The 17,853-nt window shown below is 72.7% G+C and carries 17 protein-coding genes; 14 read left to right on the forward strand and 3 right to left on the reverse strand.

Annotated elements, in window-relative coordinates; genetic code table 11:
• A partial coding sequence (locus GA0070216_RS30010) for a chorismate synthase (RefSeq protein ID WP_141723243.1) occupies positions 1 to 328 on the forward strand: 328 nt, incomplete at its 5' end.
• A gap of 148 nt (positions 329 to 476) precedes the next feature.
• Positions 477 to 983 (forward strand): shikimate kinase, encoded by a 507-nt coding sequence (locus GA0070216_RS30015; RefSeq protein ID WP_091253146.1) that lies wholly within the window; start codon positions 477 to 479, stop codon positions 981 to 983.
• On the opposite strand, the gene GA0070216_RS30020 is transcribed toward GA0070216_RS30015, so the two are convergent.
• Together GA0070216_RS30020 and GA0070216_RS30025 are read right to left on the reverse strand one after the other, a co-directional pair.
• On the reverse strand, positions 973 to 1,764 hold the full coding sequence (locus GA0070216_RS30020) for a cytochrome c oxidase assembly protein (protein WP_091253148.1): 792 nt from the start codon (positions 1,762 to 1,764) through the stop codon (positions 973 to 975). The two genes, GA0070216_RS30015 and GA0070216_RS30020, sit on opposite strands and share 11 nt — an antisense overlap.
• Positions 1,761 to 2,282, reverse strand: a complete 522-nt coding sequence (locus GA0070216_RS30025) for a DUF2243 domain-containing protein (RefSeq protein WP_091253151.1) — start codon at positions 2,280 to 2,282, stop codon at positions 1,761 to 1,763. The genes GA0070216_RS30020 and GA0070216_RS30025 overlap by 4 nt, the downstream gene beginning before the upstream one ends.
• Positions 2,283 to 2,530: 248 nt before the next feature.
• Here GA0070216_RS30025 and aroB point away from each other — a divergent pair, with 248 nt between their 5' ends.
• The 4 genes from aroB to nusB all read left to right on the forward strand — a co-directional run bounded on the left by aroB (position 2,531) and on the right by nusB (position 5,184).
• Positions 2,531 to 3,607, forward strand: a complete 1,077-nt coding sequence (gene aroB / locus GA0070216_RS30035) for a 3-dehydroquinate synthase (RefSeq protein ID WP_091253155.1) — start codon at positions 2,531 to 2,533, stop codon at positions 3,605 to 3,607.
• On the forward strand, positions 3,604 to 4,077 hold the full coding sequence (gene aroQ, locus GA0070216_RS30040) for a type II 3-dehydroquinate dehydratase (RefSeq protein WP_091253158.1): 474 nt from the start codon (positions 3,604 to 3,606) through the stop codon (positions 4,075 to 4,077). The genes aroB and aroQ overlap by 4 nt, the downstream gene beginning before the upstream one ends.
• 115 nt (positions 4,078 to 4,192) lie before the next feature.
• On the forward strand, positions 4,193 to 4,750 hold the full coding sequence (efp, locus tag GA0070216_RS30045) for an elongation factor P (protein ID WP_091253160.1): 558 nt from the start codon (positions 4,193 to 4,195) through the stop codon (positions 4,748 to 4,750).
• A 23-nt stretch (positions 4,751 to 4,773) separates the two neighbouring features.
• Positions 4,774 to 5,184, forward strand: coding sequence for a transcription antitermination factor NusB (nusB, locus tag GA0070216_RS30050; protein ID WP_176739216.1), 411 nt, complete (start codon positions 4,774 to 4,776; stop codon positions 5,182 to 5,184).
• Positions 5,185 to 5,306: 122 nt separating this feature from the next.
• On the opposite strand, the gene bldD is transcribed toward nusB, so the two are convergent.
• Positions 5,307 to 5,795 (reverse strand): transcriptional regulator BldD, encoded by a 489-nt coding sequence (bldD, locus tag GA0070216_RS30055; protein ID WP_013285505.1) that lies wholly within the window; start codon positions 5,793 to 5,795, stop codon positions 5,307 to 5,309.
• A 288-nt stretch (positions 5,796 to 6,083) separates the two neighbouring features.
• Here bldD and pyrR point away from each other — a divergent pair, with 288 nt between their 5' ends.
• The 8 genes from pyrR to pyrF all read left to right on the forward strand — a co-directional run bounded on the left by pyrR (position 6,084) and on the right by pyrF (position 17,796).
• A complete protein-coding gene (gene pyrR, locus GA0070216_RS30060) occupies positions 6,084 to 6,665 on the forward strand; it encodes a bifunctional pyr operon transcriptional regulator/uracil phosphoribosyltransferase PyrR (protein WP_088645219.1) in 582 nt (193 codons plus the stop codon).
• Positions 6,666 to 6,714: 49 nt separating this feature from the next.
• Positions 6,715 to 7,686 carry an aspartate carbamoyltransferase catalytic subunit gene (locus GA0070216_RS30065; protein WP_091253165.1) on the forward strand — a complete coding sequence of 324 codons (972 nt, stop codon included), beginning with the start codon at positions 6,715 to 6,717 and terminating at the stop codon, positions 7,684 to 7,686.
• On the forward strand, positions 7,683 to 9,014 hold the full coding sequence (locus tag GA0070216_RS30070; protein ID WP_091253167.1) for a dihydroorotase: 1,332 nt from the start codon (positions 7,683 to 7,685) through the stop codon (positions 9,012 to 9,014). Before GA0070216_RS30065 ends, GA0070216_RS30070 begins: the two co-directional genes overlap by 4 nt.
• 118 nt (positions 9,015 to 9,132) lie before the next feature.
• Positions 9,133 to 10,338, forward strand: coding sequence for a glutamine-hydrolyzing carbamoyl-phosphate synthase small subunit (gene carA, locus GA0070216_RS30075; RefSeq protein WP_091253170.1), 1,206 nt, complete (start codon positions 9,133 to 9,135; stop codon positions 10,336 to 10,338).
• Positions 10,331 to 13,732 carry a carbamoyl-phosphate synthase large subunit gene (carB, locus tag GA0070216_RS30080; protein WP_091253172.1) on the forward strand — a complete coding sequence of 1,134 codons (3,402 nt, stop codon included), beginning with the start codon at positions 10,331 to 10,333 and terminating at the stop codon, positions 13,730 to 13,732. The genes carA and carB overlap by 8 nt, the downstream gene beginning before the upstream one ends.
• A 142-nt stretch (positions 13,733 to 13,874) precedes the next feature.
• Positions 13,875 to 14,927 carry a quinone-dependent dihydroorotate dehydrogenase gene (locus GA0070216_RS30085; RefSeq protein WP_091253282.1) on the forward strand — a complete coding sequence of 351 codons (1,053 nt, stop codon included), beginning with the start codon at positions 13,875 to 13,877 and terminating at the stop codon, positions 14,925 to 14,927.
• Between the two features lie 679 nt (positions 14,928 to 15,606).
• A complete protein-coding gene (locus tag GA0070216_RS30090) occupies positions 15,607 to 16,881 on the forward strand; it encodes an adenosylmethionine--8-amino-7-oxononanoate transaminase (protein WP_091253174.1) in 1,275 nt (424 codons plus the stop codon).
• A gap of 75 nt (positions 16,882 to 16,956) precedes the next feature.
• Positions 16,957 to 17,796, forward strand: coding sequence for an orotidine-5'-phosphate decarboxylase (gene pyrF / locus GA0070216_RS30095; RefSeq protein WP_091253177.1), 840 nt, complete (start codon positions 16,957 to 16,959; stop codon positions 17,794 to 17,796).
• Positions 17,797 to 17,853 lie beyond the last annotated feature (57 nt).

Below are 17,853 nucleotides of genomic sequence, written 5' to 3' on the forward strand. Positions count from 1 at the left end.
GGCGGCCGGGGTGCGTCGGGTGACGGATCGGGCGGGTGGTCTGGAGGGTGGGATCACGACGGGTGAGCCGGTGCGGGTGCGGGCGGCGATGAAGCCGATCTCGTCGCTGAACCGGGCCCTGGCCACGGTGGATGTGACCACGGGGGAGCCGGCGACCGCGATCAACCAGCGGTCGGATGTGTGTGCGGTTCCTGCTGCGGCGGTGGTCGCGGAGGCGATGGTGGCGTTGGTCCTCGCCGAGGCCGCGGTGGAGAAGTTCGGTGGTGACTCGGTGGCCGAGATCCGCCGCAACCTCGCCGGCTACCTCGACGCGCTGATCATCCGGTGAGCGCCGGCAGCCAAGAAAGGCTGGCTCCGGTGAGGGCGAGGAGTGCAGCGCAGCGGAGCCCCGCAGTCGCGAACGAAAGGCTGGCTCCGGTGAGGGCGAGGAGTGCAGCGCAGCGGAGCCCCGCAGTCGCGAACGAAAGGCTGGCCCAGTGACGAAGCCTGTCTGCGTGCTGGTCGGTGCGCCCGGTTCCGGCAAGAGCACCGTCGGCGCGGAGTTGGCCACCCTGCTCGGGGTGACGTTCCGGGACACCGACACCGACATCGAGGAGATGGCCGGCAAGCCGATCCCGGAGATCTTCATCGACGAGGGTGAAGCGCACTTCCGGGCCCTGGAACGGGCGGCGGTGCTGGCGGCGCTGACGTCGCACGCCGGGGTGCTCGCCCTCGGCGGTGGGGCGATCCTCGCCGAGGAGAACCGGGCCGCCCTGGTCGGGCACACCGTGGTCCACCTGTCCGTGGAGCTTCCCGACGCGGTGAAACGGGTCGGGCTCGGTGCCGGCCGGCCGCTGCTGTCGGTCAATCCGCGCGCCACCCTCAAGTACCTGATGGATCAGCGTCGACCGCTCTACACGGAGGTCGCGACGGCGACGGTGGTCACCGACGGCCGGGCGCCGGAGGAACTCGCCGCCGAGATCGTCGCCCTGCTCAAGCCCTGACCACGTCCATCCGGTGGCGGTCCGGGCCGGCCGACGCCGACCGGTCCCGGCGGGGTGCGGGCCGCCAGGTCACCAGCAGGGCCAGGGCGAGCAGGATCTCGGCCAGGTCGCCGACGTAGTACATCAGGGTCGCCGCCGTCCGTAGCTGATCGGCGGGGACGGCGGCGTCGACCAGGCCGGCGTACATCAGCTGGGCCAGGGTGGCGTGGGCGGCGACGGACAGGCCCAGCACCACCAGGCGCACCGGCACGCCGGGGCGGTGCGGTCCCGGGTCGGGGCCGGCGATCGCCCAGGTGAAGACGTACCCGCTGACCAGGAAGTGCAGCAGGAGCAGCGGGTGCAGGCCGGGGTGGGTCAGGGTGGCCCGGTACAGCGGCGTCAGGTGCAGCAGGTAGAGACCCCCGGTGGCGAGCAGCAGGCCGGTGACCGGGTGGGTGGCCACCGTCAGGGCGGGCCGCCGCAGCAGCCGCAGCGCAGCCCGGCCGGTCCGGGGCCGTACCGTCCGCAGGGCCAGCGTGCCGGGTGCGCCGAGCACCAGCCCGAGCGGCGTCAGCATGCCGACCAGCAGGTGCTGCCACACGTGCCCGACCAGGTCGTGGGCGGGCAGCAGCAGGGCCACCGCCAGCAGCGCCGTGCCCGCGCCGAAGCTGGCCGTCCGCCAGTGGCTCCAGCCGGCCCGGCCCGGGTCGCGCTGGCGCAGGGCGGCGGCCAGATAACCCCAGAACACCACCGCCGGTACGAGCAGCAGCGGCCCGACCCCGCCGCCGTGCGCCCCGGTCATCGCCGCTCGGCGCAGGTGTCCACGGCGGCGGCACGACGCTGGATCGCCCAGCCGAGGGCCACCAGCGCCGCCCCGAGCAGCAGGAAGCCGATGTCCCAGGCGGTCTGGTGCGGGCCACCGTGGACGTGGTGGATGCCGAGCAGGTGGTGGTCGATCACCCCCTCGACCAGGTTGAACAGCCCCCACCCGACCAGCGCCCAGCCCCAGAGCATCCCGGAGCGCCACAGCCGGCCCCGGGACCGGGTGACCCGGGAGTAGAGCAGGGCCAACCCGGTGAGCACCGCCACCCAGGTCACCACGTGGAACAGTCCGTCCCACAGGGTGTTCATCTGCAACCCGGACACGGTGTCCACCGGGTACGCCCTGATCCCGACGTTGTCGCTGCCGGTGCTGCTGAGCATGTGGTGCCACTGGAGCACCTGGTGCAGGACGATGCCGTCGACGAACCCGCCGAGGCCGACGCCGAGGATGACGGCCGGTAGCCGGATGTCCGCGCCGTCGATGGTGGTGCTGGCCATGGGTTCCTCCGCGTTCGGGTCGATCCCGTCCCCGGTGCCCGGGTCCCGTCCGGCTAAACGCCGACCCCGCCGTCCCGGTCACGCGGCGGGGGTCCGGCACCCGGCCGGGGTCCGGCACCCGGCGGAGGTCCGGCGTCCGGTCGGGGTCCGGTCACCCGGCTGACGGCCCGGTCGGCCACCCCGTCCCGGTGCCGCCATCAGGTGGACAGTCGCCGTGTCGGGGTCGACGCTCGACTAGGCTCCCGGCGATGGACGAGGTGACCCGGATTCCGGTCGGCGGCGAGCGGCCGTACGACGTACTGGTCGGGCGGGGCCTGCTGGCCGAACTGCCCGCGTTGCTGCCCGAGGCGACCCGGGTGGCGGTGCTGCACGCGCCACCGCTCAGGGAGTTGGCCGAGGCGCTCGGCGAGCGGCTGGCCGCCGCCGGGGTGACGCCACTGGCGATCGAGGTGCCCGACGCCGAGGCGGGCAAGCGGGTCGAGGTGGCCGCCGACTGCTGGGAGCAGCTCGGTGCGGCCGGCTTCACCCGTACCGACGCGGTGGTCGGGGTGGGCGGCGGTGCGGTGACCGATCTGGCCGGCTTCGTCGCGGCCTGCTGGTTGCGCGGGGTGCGCTGGGTGCCGGTGGCGACGTCGCTGCTCGGCATGGTCGACGCCGCCGTCGGCGGCAAGACCGGCGTCAACACCGGGGCCGGCAAGAACCTGGTGGGCGCCTTCCACCCGCCGGTCGGGGTGCTGGCCGACCTGGGCACCCTGGACAGCCTCCCGCCGGCCGACCTGGCCGCCGGGCTGGCCGAGGTGGTCAAGTGCGGCTTCATCGCCGACCCGGCGATCCTGGACCTGGTCGAGGCGGACCCGGCCGCCGCCACCGATCCGACCGGCCCGGTGGCCCGGGAGCTGATCGAGCGGGCGATCCGGGTCAAGGCCGACGTGGTCTCCGGTGACCTGCGGGAGTCGGGCGTCCGGGAGGTGCTCAACTACGGGCACACGCTGGCGCACGCGATCGAGAAGGTCGAGCGGTACCGCTGGCGGCACGGGCACGCGGTCTCGGTCGGCACCGTCTATGCCGGCACCCTGGCCCGGTTGGCCGGGCGGCTCGACGCGGCGACCGCCGAGCGGCACCGCAGCGTGCTGTCCGCGCTGGACCTGCCGACCAGCTACCCGGCGGATGCCTGGCCCGACCTGCTGGCGGCGATGCGGGTGGACAAGAAGACCCGGGGCAGCCGACTGCGGTTCGTGGTGCTGGACGGCCTGGCCCGGCCGGCGATCCTGGAGGGTCCGGACGACGCGCTGCTGCACGCCGCCTTCCGGGAGGTCAGCCGGTGACCGGGCCCGCCACCCCCCGGGTGTACGTGCTCAACGGGCCGAACCTGGGCCGGTTGGGCACCCGCCAGGTCGACGTGTACGGCCTGACCAGCTATGCGGATCTGGTGACGCTCTGCGTCGAGACGGGCCGCGAACTGGGGCTGGACGTGGTGGTCCGGCAGACCGACGCCGAGCACGAGATGTTGGGCTGGCTGCACGGCGCGGCGGACGAGGGCGCGGCGGTGGTGCTCAACCCGGCGGCCTGGTCGCACTACTCGATCGCCGTGCGGGACGCCTGTGCGTTGCTGCGCGGGCCCCTGGTCGAGGTGCACATCTCCAACATCCATGCCCGGGAGGAGTTCCGGCACCACTCGGTGGTCTCGGCGGTGGCCACCGGCGTCATCTGCGGGCTCGGCGTGGACGGCTACCTGCTGGCCCTGCGGCACCTCGCCACCCGGCTGGCGGCCGACCTTCATCGTCGCTCTGAGTGACAATCGGGGCGGTACGGTCGGTCGGGCCGGTACCCCGGCCGCCGGAACCGCCGCCGATTAGACGCAGCTAGTAGACTTGCCTGGTCTGTCCGCCAATTGATGATCAAGGCAGGAAATGGCATCCACCAACGACCTCAAGAACGGCCTGGTACTCAACCTCGACGGGGAGCTCTGGGCCGTCGTCGAGTTCCAGCACGTCAAGCCTGGTAAGGGTGGGGCGTTCGTCCGCACCACGCTGAAGAACGTGCTGTCCGGCAAGGTCGTCGACAAGACCTTCAACGCGGGCACCAAGGTCGAGACCGCCACCGTCGACAAGCGCACCATGCAATACCTCTACGCCGACGGCGAGGACTACGTCTTCATGGATCTGGAGACGTTCGACCAGATCACCGTCCCCGGTGGCACCGTCGGCGAGGCCGCCAACTACCTCCTCCCCGAGGCCGAGGCGACCGTCGCCACCCATGAGGGCGTGCCGCTCTACATCGAGCTGCCGACCAGCGTGGTGCTCCAGGTCACCTACACCGAGCCGGGTCTGCAGGGCGACCGGTCGACCGGCGGCAACAAGCCGGCCACCGTCGAGACCGGCGCGACCGTGCAGGTGCCGCTCTTCATCACCACCGACGAGAAGATCAAGGTCGACACCCGCGACGGCCGTTACCTCGGCCGAGCCTGATGGCCGAGGGCCCCAAGCAGCAGATGCCGTCGCGCCGCAAGGCGCGTAAGCGGGCGCTGGACGTGCTCTTCGAGGCGGACCTGCGGGACCGGCCCCCGGTCGAGGTGCTCGCCGGCTACGTCGAGCGGATCGAGAAGCCGCGTCCCGAGCACCTGGACTACGCGGTCGGCCTGGTCGAGGGGGTCGCCGCGCACCTCGACCGGATCGACGAGGTGATCGCCAGCTACGCCGAGGGCTGGACCCTGGACCGGATGCCGGCGGTCGACCGCAACCTGGCCCGGATCGCCGTCTACGAGCTGCTCTACGTCGACGAGATCGACGACGCGGTGGCGATCAGCGAGGCGGTGGAGCTGGCCCGGCAGATGTCGACCGACGATTCGCCGCGCTTCCTCAACGGCATCCTCGGCCGGATCGCCGAGTACGCCACCCGCTGACCGGGTCGCGCGCGTGCCGCCCCACCAGGGCCGGTCGTTCGGGGCGCCAGGGGCGGGAGACGGTGTGACAGAAGGGCCCGTGCCGGACGGCACGGGCCCTTCTCGTTGTCAACGACCGCGGATCAGGAGGCGAAGAACGCCCGCGGGTCGGCGACCAGCACACCGTGCTCGGTGAGCCGCTCGATCAGCCCGGACGGCGAGGCGTCGTAGACGATCGCCAGGGCGCGCAGGTCGTCGGCGCGGATGGAGAGCACCCGGCCGTTGTAGTCGCCACGTTGCTGCTGGATCGCCCGGGCGTAGCGGGCGACGTACGCGAGGTCCTCGGAGGCCTCGTCGTAGAGCCGCTCCAGGTCCAGGACGATCTTGCTGGTGGGCTCGTGCCGTACACCGCTGCCGTCGGGCAGCAGCTCCGAGACGGGAACGCGGTAGAAGTCGGCCAGCTCCGCCAGCCGGGACACGGTGACGGCCCGGTCGCCGCGCTCGTACGAGCCGACCACCACCGCCTTCCAGCGTCCGTTTGACTTCTCCTCCACCCCCTGCAGGGACAGGCCCTGCTGCTGGCGGATGGAGCGCAGGCGGGCGCCCAGCGACTTGGCGTATTCAGAGGGCATTCGGACACTCCCAGTGCTGTGCTTTGGGGTTCTCCCAGCGATCGCTACGGAGCGTGACGGTACGGGGATTGCGACACGTGGTCAAGTGCTCGTGACATTCCCATCGGAGATAGTGGGGGAGTTGTCCCCATTTCACCGTCCTGATCCGGGGATCAGTGGGTCGCGGCGAACGGCCAGGTGACCGCTGGTAACGTGGCCGTCAGCCCCGGTCGGGCCGTCCGCGACCTGACCGGACACCCCCGACATCCTTTAACGACCCGTCCCGTGAGGCGGGGAAGGAGGTCCGCCGTGGCCTGCCCACCGGCTGCCCACCCGTCGCCCGAGCGACAACCCTCGGTGAAGGTGATCCTCGCCAGCGCCGACGTCCAGCGCGTGGTCGACCGGATCGCCCACCAGATCCTGGAGAAGACCCAGGGCGCCGCCGACACCGTCCTGCTGGGCATCCCCACCCGGGGCGCCCCGCTCGCCCGGCGGCTCGCCGCCCGGATCAGCACCTTCGAGGACGTCGACGTCCCGGTCGGGGTGCTCGACATCACCCTCTACCGCGACGACCTGCGTCGGCACGCCACCCGCGCGGTCGGCCCGACCCAACTGCCCCCCGGTGGCATCGACGGCAAGCGGGTCGTCCTCGTCGACGACGTGCTCTTCTCCGGCCGTACCGTCCGGGCCGCCCTCGACGCCCTGAACGACGTCGGCCGACCCGCCTCGGTGCAGCTCGCCGTGCTGGTCGACCGGGGCCACCGGGAACTGCCGATCCGCGCCGACTACGTCGGCAAGAACATCCCGACCGCGCTCGCCGAGAGCGTCAAGGTCACCCTCGTCGAGACCGACGGCGCCGACGAGGTCCGGCTCTGCGGGGGTACCCGGTGAGCGCGACACGACGGCATCCCGCAGGCGCGAACGAGAGGCGGCCCCGCTCATGATCAGACACCTGCTCTCCGGGGCCGACCTGGACGCTGACACCGCCACCCAGATCCTCGACACCGCCGCCGAGATGGCCACCGTCGCCGGCCGCGAGGTCAAGAAGCTGCCGGCGCTGCGCGGCCGGACCGTGGTGAACCTCTTCTACGAGGACTCCACCCGGACCCGGATCTCGTTCGAGGCCGCCGCCAAGCGACTCAGCGCCGATGTGATCAACTTTTCCGCCAAGGGTTCCAGCGTCACCAAGGGCGAGAGCCTGAAGGACACCGCGCTGACCCTCCAGGCGATGGGGGCCGACGCGGTGGTCGTCCGGCACCCCGCCTCCGGCGCCCCGCACCGGCTGGCCAACTGGGTGGACGGGTCGGTGGTCAACGCCGGCGACGGCACCCACGAGCACCCGACCCAGGCGCTGCTCGACGCGTACACCATGCGGGCCCGGCTCGGACGGCTCGCCGGCCTGCACGTGGCGATCGTCGGGGACGTCCTGCACTCCCGGGTGGCCCGCTCCAACGTGCTGCTGCTGAGCACCCTCGGCGCCAAGGTCACCCTGGTCGGCCCGCCGACGCTGATCCCGGTCGACTGGGCCGCCCGCGCGGGTGCCGCGCCGGCGGTCACCGACGCCGGCCCGGCCGCCGGGTCCCACCCCGGCACCGACGTCTGCTACGACCTCGACGCCGTGCTGCCCGGGGTGGACGTGGTGATGATGCTGCGGGTGCAGCGGGAGCGGATGAACGACTCCTACTTCCCGTCCGCCCGTGAGTACGCCCGCCGCTACGGGCTGGACGGCCCACGCATGCGCCGGCTGCCCGAACACGCGATCGTCATGCACCCCGGGCCGATGAACCGGGGGATGGAGATCACCCCCGAGGTCGCCGACTCACCCCGCTCCACCATCGTCGAACAGGTCGCCAACGGGGTCTCCGTGCGGATGGCCGTGCTCTACCTGCTGCTCGGAGGAAACAACCGGTGACCGCGTACCTGATCAAGAACGTGAGCGTCGTCGGCGGTGCGCCGACCGACCTGCTGATCCGCGACGGCGTCGTCGCCGCGACCGGGTCCGGGCTGACCGCCCCGGACGCCGCCGTCATCGACGGCACCGGGCTGGTCGCCCTGCCCGGCCTGGTCGACCTGCACACCCACCTGCGCGAACCCGGCCGGGAGGACGCCGAGACCGTGGAGTCCGGCTCCCGGGCGGCGGCGCTCGGCGGCTACACCGCGGTCTGCGCGATGGCGAACACCTCGCCGGTCGCCGACACCGCCGGCGTGGTCGAGCAGGTCTGGCGGCTCGGCCGGCAGGCCGGGCTGGTCGACGTGCAGCCGATCGGCGCGGTCACCGTCGGGCTGGCCGGCGAGCGGCTCGCCGAACTCGGCGCGATGGCCGACTCGGCGGCCCGGGTGCGGATCTTCTCCGACGACGGGCACTGCGTCGCCGACCCCAAGCTGATGCGCCGGGCCCTGGAGTACGTCAAGGCGTTCGACGGGATCATCGCCCAGCACGCCGAGGAGCCCCGGCTCACCGAGGGCGCGCAGATGCACGAGGGCGAGGTCTCCACCCGGCTCGGGCTGACCGGCTGGCCGGCGGTCGCCGAGGAGGCGATCATCGCTCGCGACGTGCTGCTCGCCGAGCACGTCGGCAGCCGGCTGCACGTCTGCCACGTCTCCACCGCCGGCAGCGTCGAGGTGCTGCGCCAGGCCAAGGCCCGGGGGGTACGGGTCACCGCCGAGGTCACCCCGCACCACCTGCTGCTCACCGACGAGGTGGTGGGCGGCCGGGGTGAGCTGGCGAGCCCCGCGCTCTCGCCCGACTGGAGCCCGACGGCCAGCTACGACCCGGTCTTCAAGGTCAATCCGCCGTTGCGGACCGGCACCGACGTCGCCGCGCTGCGCGCCGCGCTCGCCGAGGGCGTCATCGACATCGTCGCCACCGACCACGCCCCGCACGCGGTGGAGGACAAGGAGTGCGAGTGGGCGTACGCCCGGCCGGGCATGCTCGGTCTGGAGACGGCGCTGTCCATCGCCCTCGACGTGCTCGGCCCGCAGTGGGACCTGATCGCCGACCGGATGTCGCGGACCCCGGCCCGGATCGCCGGACTCGACGGCCACGGCCTCGACCCGGCACCCGGGGCACCGGCCAACCTGACCCTGGTCGACCCGGCCGCCCGTCGGGTGATCGAGCCCACGGAGCTGGCCAGCCGCAGTCGCAACACCCCGTACGCCCGCATGACGCTGCCGGGTCGCATCGTGGCGACCTTCCTGCGCGGCGAGCCGACGGTCCTGGACGGAAAGGCTGTCAAGTGATTCGAGCGAGGAACGCAGCGAAGCGGAGTCCCGCAGTCCGGATCGGGGGAGGGCGCGTGATTCGAGCGAGGAACGCAGCGAAGCGGAGTCCCGCAGTCCGGATCGGAGGTGACGTGTGATGGCGAAGCGCAGATCGGCGATCCTGGTCCTGGAGGACGGGCGGACCTTCCACGGTGAGGCGTACGGCAGTGTCGGGGAGACCTTCGGCGAGGCGGTCTTCAACACCGGGATGACCGGCTACCAGGAGACCCTGACCGACCCGTCCTACCACCGGCAGGTGGTGGTGCAGACCGCGCCGCACATCGGCAACACCGGCGTCAACGGCGAGGACGACGAGTCCGACCGGATCTGGGTCGCCGGGTACGTGGTCCGCGACCCGGCCCGGATCGGCTCCAACTGGCGGTCCACCGGTGGCCTGGAGGACCGGCTCGGCGTCGAGGGCGTCGTCGGCATCGCCGGGGTGGACACCCGGGCGCTCACCCGGCACCTGCGCGAACGCGGCGCGATGCGGGTCGGCATCTCCAGCGTCGAGGACGATCCGCGCGCCCTGCTGGAGCGGGTCCGGCAGTCCCCGCAGATGGTCGGCGCGGACCTCTCCGCCGAGGTGACCACCGCCACCCCGTACGTGGTCGAGGCGGAGGGCGTGCACCGCTACACCGTCGCCGCGGTGGACCTGGGCATCAAGCGCAACGTGCCGCGGCGGTTGGCCGCCCGGGGGGTCACCACCCACGTGCTGCCCGCCGGTTCCACCATCGACGACCTGCTCGCCACCGGCGCGGACGCGGTCTTCTTCTCGCCCGGCCCGGGTGACCCGGCCACCGCCGACGGGCCGGTGACGCTGGCCCGGGAGGTGCTGAGCCGGCGGATTCCGCTGTTCGGCATCTGCTTCGGCAGCCAGATCCTCGGCCGGGCGCTCGGCTTCGGCACCTACAAGCTGGGCTACGGCCACCGGGGCATCAACCAGCCGGTGCTCGACCGGGTCACCGGCAAGGTCGAGGTGACCAGCCACAACCACGGCTTCGCGGTGGCCTGGCCGGGTCGCGAGCCCGGGACGGCGGCCGGCCCGGTCGTTCCCGACGAGGTCATCGAGACCGAGTTCGGTGGCGTGCAGGTGTCGCACGTCTGCCTCAACGACAACGTCGTCGAGGGGCTGCGGGCCGTGGACGTGCCCGCCTTCACCGTCCAGTACCACCCGGAGGCGGCAGCCGGCCCGCACGACGCCGACTACCTCTTCGACCGCTTCGCCGAGCTGATCGAGGGCCGTGGCCCCGACGGGCAGCCCGGCGCGGGCCGGAACCACAGCGAGGGGCGCACGAATGCCTAAGCGCGACGATCTCAAGCACATCCTGGTGATCGGCTCCGGGCCGATCGTGATCGGGCAGGCCTGCGAGTTCGACTACTCCGGCACCCAGGCCTGCCGGGTGCTGCGCAGCGAGGGGATCCGGGTCAGCCTGGTCAACTCCAACCCGGCGACCATCATGACCGACCCGGAGTTCGCCGACGCCACCTACGTCGAGCCGATCACCCCGGAGTTCGTCGAGCTGGTCATCGCCAAGGAGCGCCCCGACGCGCTGCTGGCCACCCTGGGCGGGCAGACCGCGCTGAACACCGCGGTCGCCCTGCACGCCGCGGGCGTGCTCGACAAGTACGGCGTCGAGCTGATCGGCGCGAACATCGAGGCGATCAACCGGGGTGAGGACCGCCAGCTGTTCAAGGAGATCGTCGCCAAGGCCGGCGTACGGCTGGGGCTGGCCGATCCGGACGGCCTGGTGCCCCGGTCCCGGGTCTGTCACTCGATGGACGAGGTCCGCGAGACCGTCGCGGAGCTGGGCCTGCCGGTGGTGATCCGGCCGTCGTTCACGATGGGCGGCCTGGGTTCCGGCATGGCGCACACCGACGAGGACCTGACCCGGATCGCCGGCTCGGGCCTGGCCGCCAGCCCGGTGCACGAGGTGCTCATCGAGGAGAGTGTGCTCGGCTGGAAGGAGTACGAGCTGGAGCTGATGCGCGACCGGCACGACAACGTGGTGGTGGTCTGCTCGATCGAGAACATCGACCCGATGGGCGTGCACACCGGCGACAGCGTCACCGTCGCCCCGGCGATGACGCTCACCGACCGGGAGTACCAGAACCTGCGCGACCTGGGCATCGCGGTGCTGCGCGAGGTCGGGGTGGACACCGGCGGCTGCAACATCCAGTTCGCGGTCAACCCGGCCGACGGCCGGATCGTGGTGATCGAGATGAACCCCCGGGTGTCCCGCTCGTCGGCGCTGGCGTCGAAGGCCACCGGCTTCCCGATCGCCAAGATCGCCGCGAAGCTGGCCATCGGCTACACCCTCGACGAGATTCCCAACGACATCACCCGCAAGACCCCGGCGGCGTTCGAGCCGGCCCTGGACTACGTGGTGGTCAAGATCCCGCGGTTCGCGTTCGAGAAGTTCCCCGGCGCCGACCCGGAGTTGACCACCACGATGAAGTCGGTCGGTGAGGCGATGAGCCTCGGCCGCAACTTCACCGAGGCGCTCAACAAGGCGATGCGCTCGATGGAAACCACGTCGTCGGGTTTCTGGACCACCCCGGACCCGGAGGGGGCGACGCGGGAGAGCACCCTCGCCGCGCTGGGGATGCCGCACGACGGCCGGCTCTACACCGTCGAGCGGGCGCTGCGGCTGGGCGCGTCGATCGCCGAGGTCACGGCGGCGTCCGGCGGAATCGACCCGTGGTTCCTGGACCAGATCGCCAGCCTGGTCGAGCTGCGGACCGAGATCGTGGCCGCCCCGGTGCTCGACGCCGACCTGCTGCGCCGGGCCAAGCGGGCCGGGCTGTCCGACCGGCAGCTCGCCGCGCTCCGCCCGGAGCTGGCCGCCGAGGACGGCGTCCGCATCCTGCGGCACCGGCTCGACGTACGCCCGGTCTACAAGACGGTGGACACCTGCGCCGCCGAGTTCGAGGCGACCACCCCTTACCACTACTCGACGTACGACGAGGAGACCGAGGTCGCCCCGTCGGACCGGCCCAAGGTGCTGATCCTGGGCTCCGGCCCGAACCGGATCGGGCAGGGCATCGAGTTCGACTACTCCTGTGTGCACGCCGTCCAGGCGCTGCGCGCCGCCCCGCTCGGCGCGGCGGGTTCCGCCGCCACGGACGCGGCCGGGTCGGGTGCTGTCGGCTACGAGACCGTCATGGTCAACTGCAACCCGGAGACGGTCTCCACCGACTACGACACCGCGGACCGGCTCTACTTCGAGCCGCTGACCTTCGAGGACGTGCTGGAGGTCTGGCACGCCGAGGACTCCTCCGGGAAGGCGGCCGGCGGCCCCGGCGTGGTCGGGGTGATCGTGCAGCTGGGCGGGCAGACCCCGCTGGGGCTGGCGCAGCGGCTCAAGGACGCCGGGGTGCCGGTGGTCGGCACCTCCCCGGAGTCGATCCACCTGGCCGAGGAGCGCGGCGCGTTCGGCCTGGTGCTGGCCCGGGCCGGCCTGCGCGCCCCGGCACACGGCATGGCCACCTCGTACGACGAGGCGAAGGCGATCGCCGACGAGATCGGCTACCCGGTGCTGGTCCGGCCGTCGTACGTGCTCGGTGGGCGGGGCATGGAGATCGTCTACGACGACGCCACGCTGCGCGACTACATCGGGCGGGCCACCGAGATCTCCCCGGACCACCCGGTGCTGGTCGACCGGTTCCTCGACGACGCCATCGAGATCGACGTGGACGCGCTCTGCGACGCCGACGGTGAGGTCTATCTGGGTGGCGTGATGGAGCACATCGAGGAGGCCGGCATCCACTCCGGCGACTCCTCGTGCGCGCTGCCGCCGATCACGCTGGCCGGGTCGCACCTGACCGAGGTGCGCCGCTACACCGAGGCGATCGCCCGGGGGGTGGGGGTGCGCGGCCTGCTCAACGTCCAGTACGCCCTCAAGGACGACATGCTCTACGTGCTGGAGGCGAACCCGCGGGCCTCCCGTACCGTGCCGTTCGTCTCGAAGGCCACCGCCGTGCCGCTGGCCAAGGCGGCGGCCCGGATCGCCCTCGGCGCGACCATCGCCGAGCTGCGCGCCGAGGGGCTGCTCCCGGCGACCGGCGACGGCGGGGTGCTGCCGCCCGACGCCCCGATCGCGGTCAAGGAGGCGGTGCTGCCGTTCAAGCGGTTCCGCACCCCGGCCGGCAAGGGGGTCGACTCGCTGCTCGGCCCGGAGATGAAGTCCACCGGCGAGGTGATGGGCATCGACACCAGCTTCGGGCACGCCTTCGCCAAGAGCCAGTCCGCCGCGTACGGCTCGCTGCCGACCGCCGGGAAGATCTTCGTCTCGGTGGCCAACCGGGACAAGCGTGGCATGATCTTCCCGATCAAGCGGCTCGCCGACCTGGGCTTCGAGATCGTCGCCACCACCGGCACCGCGGAGGTGCTGCGTCGGCACGGCATCGCCTGCGAGCAGATCCGTAAGCACTACCAGACGGGCGAGGGCGCGGACGCGGTCTCGATGATCCTCGCCGGTGACGTGGCACTGGTGGTGAACACCCCGCAGGGCTCCGGCGCGAGCGCCCGCTCGGACGGTTACGAGATCCGTAGCGCCGCCGTCACGGCCGACATCCCCTGCATCACCACCGTGCCGGGCGCGGCGGCGGCGGTCATGGGCATCGAGGCCCGCATCCGGGGCGACATGCGCGTGCGCCCCCTCCAGGAACTCCACGCCGCCCTCCGAGCCGCCCAATGACCCCCCACCCCCCGCGCGCCCCCCGCGCCCCCCGCCCCCCGCTCGGTCCGGTGATCAAGAGGTTTCGGTCACCGGACGGCGGGTGGGGTGACGCAAACCTCTTGATCACCGACGAGAGTGTCGAGCGGGAGGTCGGGGCGTGGTGATGTTCGAGAAGGGGGTTCGGGAGGTTCTGTTCCGGATCGGGGGTGGGGACGCCGAGGCGGCGCACGAGTGGACGCTGCGGCGGTTGGCGAGTGTGTCGCGGCGGCCGGCGGCGCTGGCGTTGCTGCGGGCCCGCAATCTGCACCGGGCACCTCGGACGGTGTTCGGGGTGGAATTCCCCAACCCGGTGGGACTGGCGGCGGGGATGGACAAGAACGGGGTGGCCCTGCCGGCCTGGCCGGCGCTGGGGTTCGGCTTCGTCGAGGTGGGCACCGTCACCGCGCACGCCCAGCCGGGCAACCCACGGCCCCGGCTGTTCCGGCTGCCCGACAGCGCGGCCGTGATCAACCGGATGGGCTTCAACAACGCCGGTGCGCAGGCCCTCGCCGACCGGCTGGCCGCCCTGCCCCGCCCGCTCGGGGTGCCGCTGGGCATCTCGCTCGGCAAGTCCAAGGTGACCCCGCTGGACGAGGCGGTCGAGGACTACCTCACCTCGTACCAGGCGTTGCGTGGGCACGGTGACTACTTCGCGGTCAACGTCTCCTCCCCGAACACCCCCGGGCTGCGGTCGTTGCAGGACAAGGCGCACCTGGACGCCCTGCTGACCGCCCTGGTGGGGGAGAAGCCCGTCCTGGTGAAGATCGCCCCTGACCTCACCGAGCCGGCCGTGGCCGAACTGTTGGAGGTCTGCCTGGCCCGTGGGGCGGCCGGGGTGATCGCCACCAACACCACCCTGGCCCGCGACGGCCTCGCGTCCGCCGACGGGGAACGTGGCGCGCAGGCGGGCGGTCTGTCCGGTCGCCCGCTGACCGGGCGGGCCCGGGAGATGGTCGCCTTCGTCCACCGGGAGACCGGCGGCCGGCTCCCGGTGATCGGCGTCGGCGGCATCCTCGACCCGGACGACGCGGCCCGGATGTTCGACGCCGGAGCCAGCCTGGTCCAGCTCTACACCGGCTTCATCTACCGGGGCCCGGCCCTGGTCCGGGCCGCCGCCCGCGTCTCCACCGGGGCCGGGGTGTCGGCCGGCGATCCGGCGGTGAGCGGCCGGTGAACCGGCGGGCACGTCCGGCGGACCCGGTCGTGCCCGCCGTGGCGCGGCCGGGAACACGACACTCCCCGGCCGCCCCCAGGACTCCCGCTGCCGCTGCTCGCGCTCGGGCACGAGGAAGGGTGGCCACAGCGCGCGCCACCGCCGGAGTCACCGCGGCGGCGGCGCGCGCCCGCTCCGGGCTGGCCATGGCAGCAGTACGCGCCGACGCTGCCGCCGCCACAGCGGCAGCGTCCGCCCACCCCGGCCCGGCCGGGTGCGCCCGCTCCGGGCTCACCCCGGTGACGGTCGCTGCCGAAGCGGGGCGACCGGGCCGGCAGCGTGTTCCTGCTCCAGGGCGACCGGCTCGGCAGCGGGCACCGGACTCGGGGCGACCGGTCCGCCGCACCTCCCCACGGCCGCGGCGCACCGCCTCCTCTCGCCTCACCGTCACCGGCGCCGCGCAGGCGGATCGGCGCACCGCCCTCGCCGTCGTGATCGCCGGACGGGCGGGCCGGAGCGCAGTGGTAGCCGTGCGGGCGGGCCGGAGCGCATTGGCCGCCATGGGAGCGGGCCACGGCACCGCTGTCCCCGTCGCGGTCGCCGTGCGGCCGGTCCAGACCGACCGCTGTCGCCGTCAGGGCAGCAGAGCAGGGCCGGCCGCCGGTGGTGCGGCGGCCGACGAGGGTACGGAGGAACGCGCGTGACGCCCGAGGAGATCCTGGCCGTCGACCGGGCCCGTGTCTGGCATCCGTACGCGGCGCTGCCGCCGGCACACCCGCCGTACGTGGTGCACAGCGCGCAGGGTGTCCGGTTGCGCCTGGCCGACGGCCGGGAACTGGTCGACGGGATGTCGTCCTGGTGGGCGGCGATCCACGGTTACCGGCATCCGGTGCTGGACGCGGCGGTCACCGACCAGCTCGGCCGGATGAGTCACGTGATGTTCGGCGGGCTCACCCACGAGCCGGCGGTCCGGCTGGCCGAGACCCTGGTCGAGTTGGCCCCGGACGGGTTGGCGCACGTCTTCCTGGCCGACTCGGGCTCGGTGTCGGTCGAGGTGGCGATCAAGATGTGCCTGCAGTACCAGCGGGCCGTCGGCCGGCCGCAGCGCCGTCGGCTGGCCACCTGGCGGGGCGGTTACCACGGTGACACCTTCCACCCGATGAGCGTCTGCGATCCCGAGGGCGGGATGCACCACCTCTGGGGGGACGTGCTGCCCCGGCAGGTCTTCGCCCCGGTGCCGCCCGGCGGCTTCACCGACCCGCCCGACCCGGCGTACGTGACGGCGCTCACCGACGCGGTCGCCCGGCACGCCGACGAGTTGGCCGCGGTGATCGTCGAGCCGGTGGTGCAGGGCGCCGGCGGGATGCGCTTCCACCATCCGGGTTACCTGCGGGTACTGCGCGAGGTGACCCGGGCGCACGGGGTGCTGCTGATCTTCGACGAGATCGCCACCGGGTTCGGTCGGACCGGGCGGATGTTCGCCGCGGAGTACGCCGGGGTGACCCCGGACGTGCTCTGCGTCGGCAAGGCGCTCACCGGTGGCTACCTCACCCTGGCGGCGGCGCTGTGCACCCCGGAGGTGGCCCGGGGGATCTCCGCCGACGGGGTGCTGGCACACGGCCCGACGTTCATGGGCAACCCGTTGGCGTGTGCGGTGGCCAACGCCTCTCTGGGGCTGTTGCGGGCCGGCGACTGGGCCGCCGAGGTGGCGCGGGTGGGTGCGGGGCTGCGGACCGGCCTGGAGCCGCTGCGGGGGGCGTCGGGGGTGGTGGACGTCCGGGTGCTGGGCGCGATCGGTGTGGTGCAGCTGGACCACGAGGTGGACGTGGCGGCGGCGACGGCCGCTGCGGTGGCCCGGGGCGTGTGGCTGCGCCCCTTCCGCGATCTGGTGTACACCATGCCGCCGTACCTGACCGGGGATGACGACGTGGCCCGGATCGCCGCCGGGATCGCCGCCGCGGTGGCGGCCGGCTGACCGGGCCGCAGGAGGACTGAGGCCGGGGTGGCGACCGCCGCTGCCGGCGCGCAGTAGGAGACGAGAGGAGCATCGATGGAGACCTTCGGAACCCGGTTGCACCGGGCGGTGGCGGAGCGTGGGCCGCTCTGCGTGGGCATCGACCCGCATCCCGGGCTGTTGGCCCGCTGGGGTCTGCCGGACGACGTGGACGGGTTGGCGCGGTTCGCCCGGACCGTCGCGGAAGCGCTTGGTGACCGGGTTGCGGTGATCAAGCCTCAGTCGGCCTTCTTCGAGCGATTCGGGAGCCGCGGAGTGGCGATTCTTGAGTCAACTATCCGACAGTTGCGCGAAGCTGGCTCGCTCGTTCTGCTCGACGTCAAGCGCGGCGACATCGGTTCGACCGTCGCGGCGTACGCCTCCGCGTACCTTGATCCATCCAGCCCGCTGTATGTCGACGCGGTCACCGCGAGCCCCTACCTGGGAGTAGGTTCGCTGGCCCCGATGTTCGAGTCGGCCGCCGCGCACGGCGGTGGGGTGTTCGTGTTAGCGCTCACCTCGAACCCGGAGGGGGCGCAGGTGCAGCGCGCCGTCACCTCCGGTGGGCGGACGGTCGCGCAGCTTGTTATCGATGAGATTTCCCAGCTCAACAGGGGTGCGGAGCCGCTCGGCAGCATCGGTCTGGTGGTCGGCGCGACCATCGGCGACACCGGTCACGACCTGTCCCGGGTCAACGGTCCACTGCTGGCTCCGGGCCTCGGCGCGCAGGGCGCGACGGCTGCCGACCTACCGACCGTGTTCGGTTCGAGCCTGTCCGCAGTGCTGCCGTCGTACTCCCGGGAGGTGCTCAACGCGGGCCCGGACGCCGACGCGTTGCGGGCCGCCGCGGACCGTGCGGTGGCCGACTGCCGACACATTCTGGCTGCGCGTCACTGACTGACGGCTCGGTCACTTTACGTTGATCATCGCGCGTCCACGTTGCCGAAAGCTCCG

It is taken from the genome of Micromonospora matsumotoense, assembly GCF_900091525.1.
GTDB lineage: Bacteria > Actinomycetota > Actinomycetes > Mycobacteriales > Micromonosporaceae > Micromonospora > Micromonospora matsumotoensis.

Bases quoted from the DNA above. Each gene is read 5' to 3' on its own strand.
- bldD (WP_013285505.1), bottom strand. From the start codon at position 5,795: ATGCCCTCTGAATACGCCAAGTCGCTGGGCGCCCGCCTGCGCTCCATC.
- GA0070216_RS30065 (WP_091253165.1), top strand. From the start codon at position 6,715: ATGATCAGACACCTGCTCTCCGGGGCCGACCTGGACGCTGACACCGCC.
- GA0070216_RS30020 (WP_091253148.1), bottom strand. From the start codon at position 1,764: ATGACCGGGGCGCACGGCGGCGGGGTCGGGCCGCTGCTGCTCGTACCG.
- nusB (WP_176739216.1), top strand. From the start codon at position 4,774: ATGCCGTCGCGCCGCAAGGCGCGTAAGCGGGCGCTGGACGTGCTCTTC.
- carA (WP_091253170.1), top strand. From the start codon at position 9,133: ATGGCGAAGCGCAGATCGGCGATCCTGGTCCTGGAGGACGGGCGGACC.
- pyrF (WP_091253177.1), top strand. From the start codon at position 16,957: ATGGAGACCTTCGGAACCCGGTTGCACCGGGCGGTGGCGGAGCGTGGG.
- aroB (WP_091253155.1), top strand. From the start codon at position 2,531: ATGGACGAGGTGACCCGGATTCCGGTCGGCGGCGAGCGGCCGTACGAC.
- efp (WP_091253160.1), top strand. From the start codon at position 4,193: ATGGCATCCACCAACGACCTCAAGAACGGCCTGGTACTCAACCTCGAC.
- carB (WP_091253172.1), top strand. From the start codon at position 10,331: ATGCCTAAGCGCGACGATCTCAAGCACATCCTGGTGATCGGCTCCGGG.
- GA0070216_RS30025 (WP_091253151.1), bottom strand. From the start codon at position 2,282: ATGGCCAGCACCACCATCGACGGCGCGGACATCCGGCTACCGGCCGTC.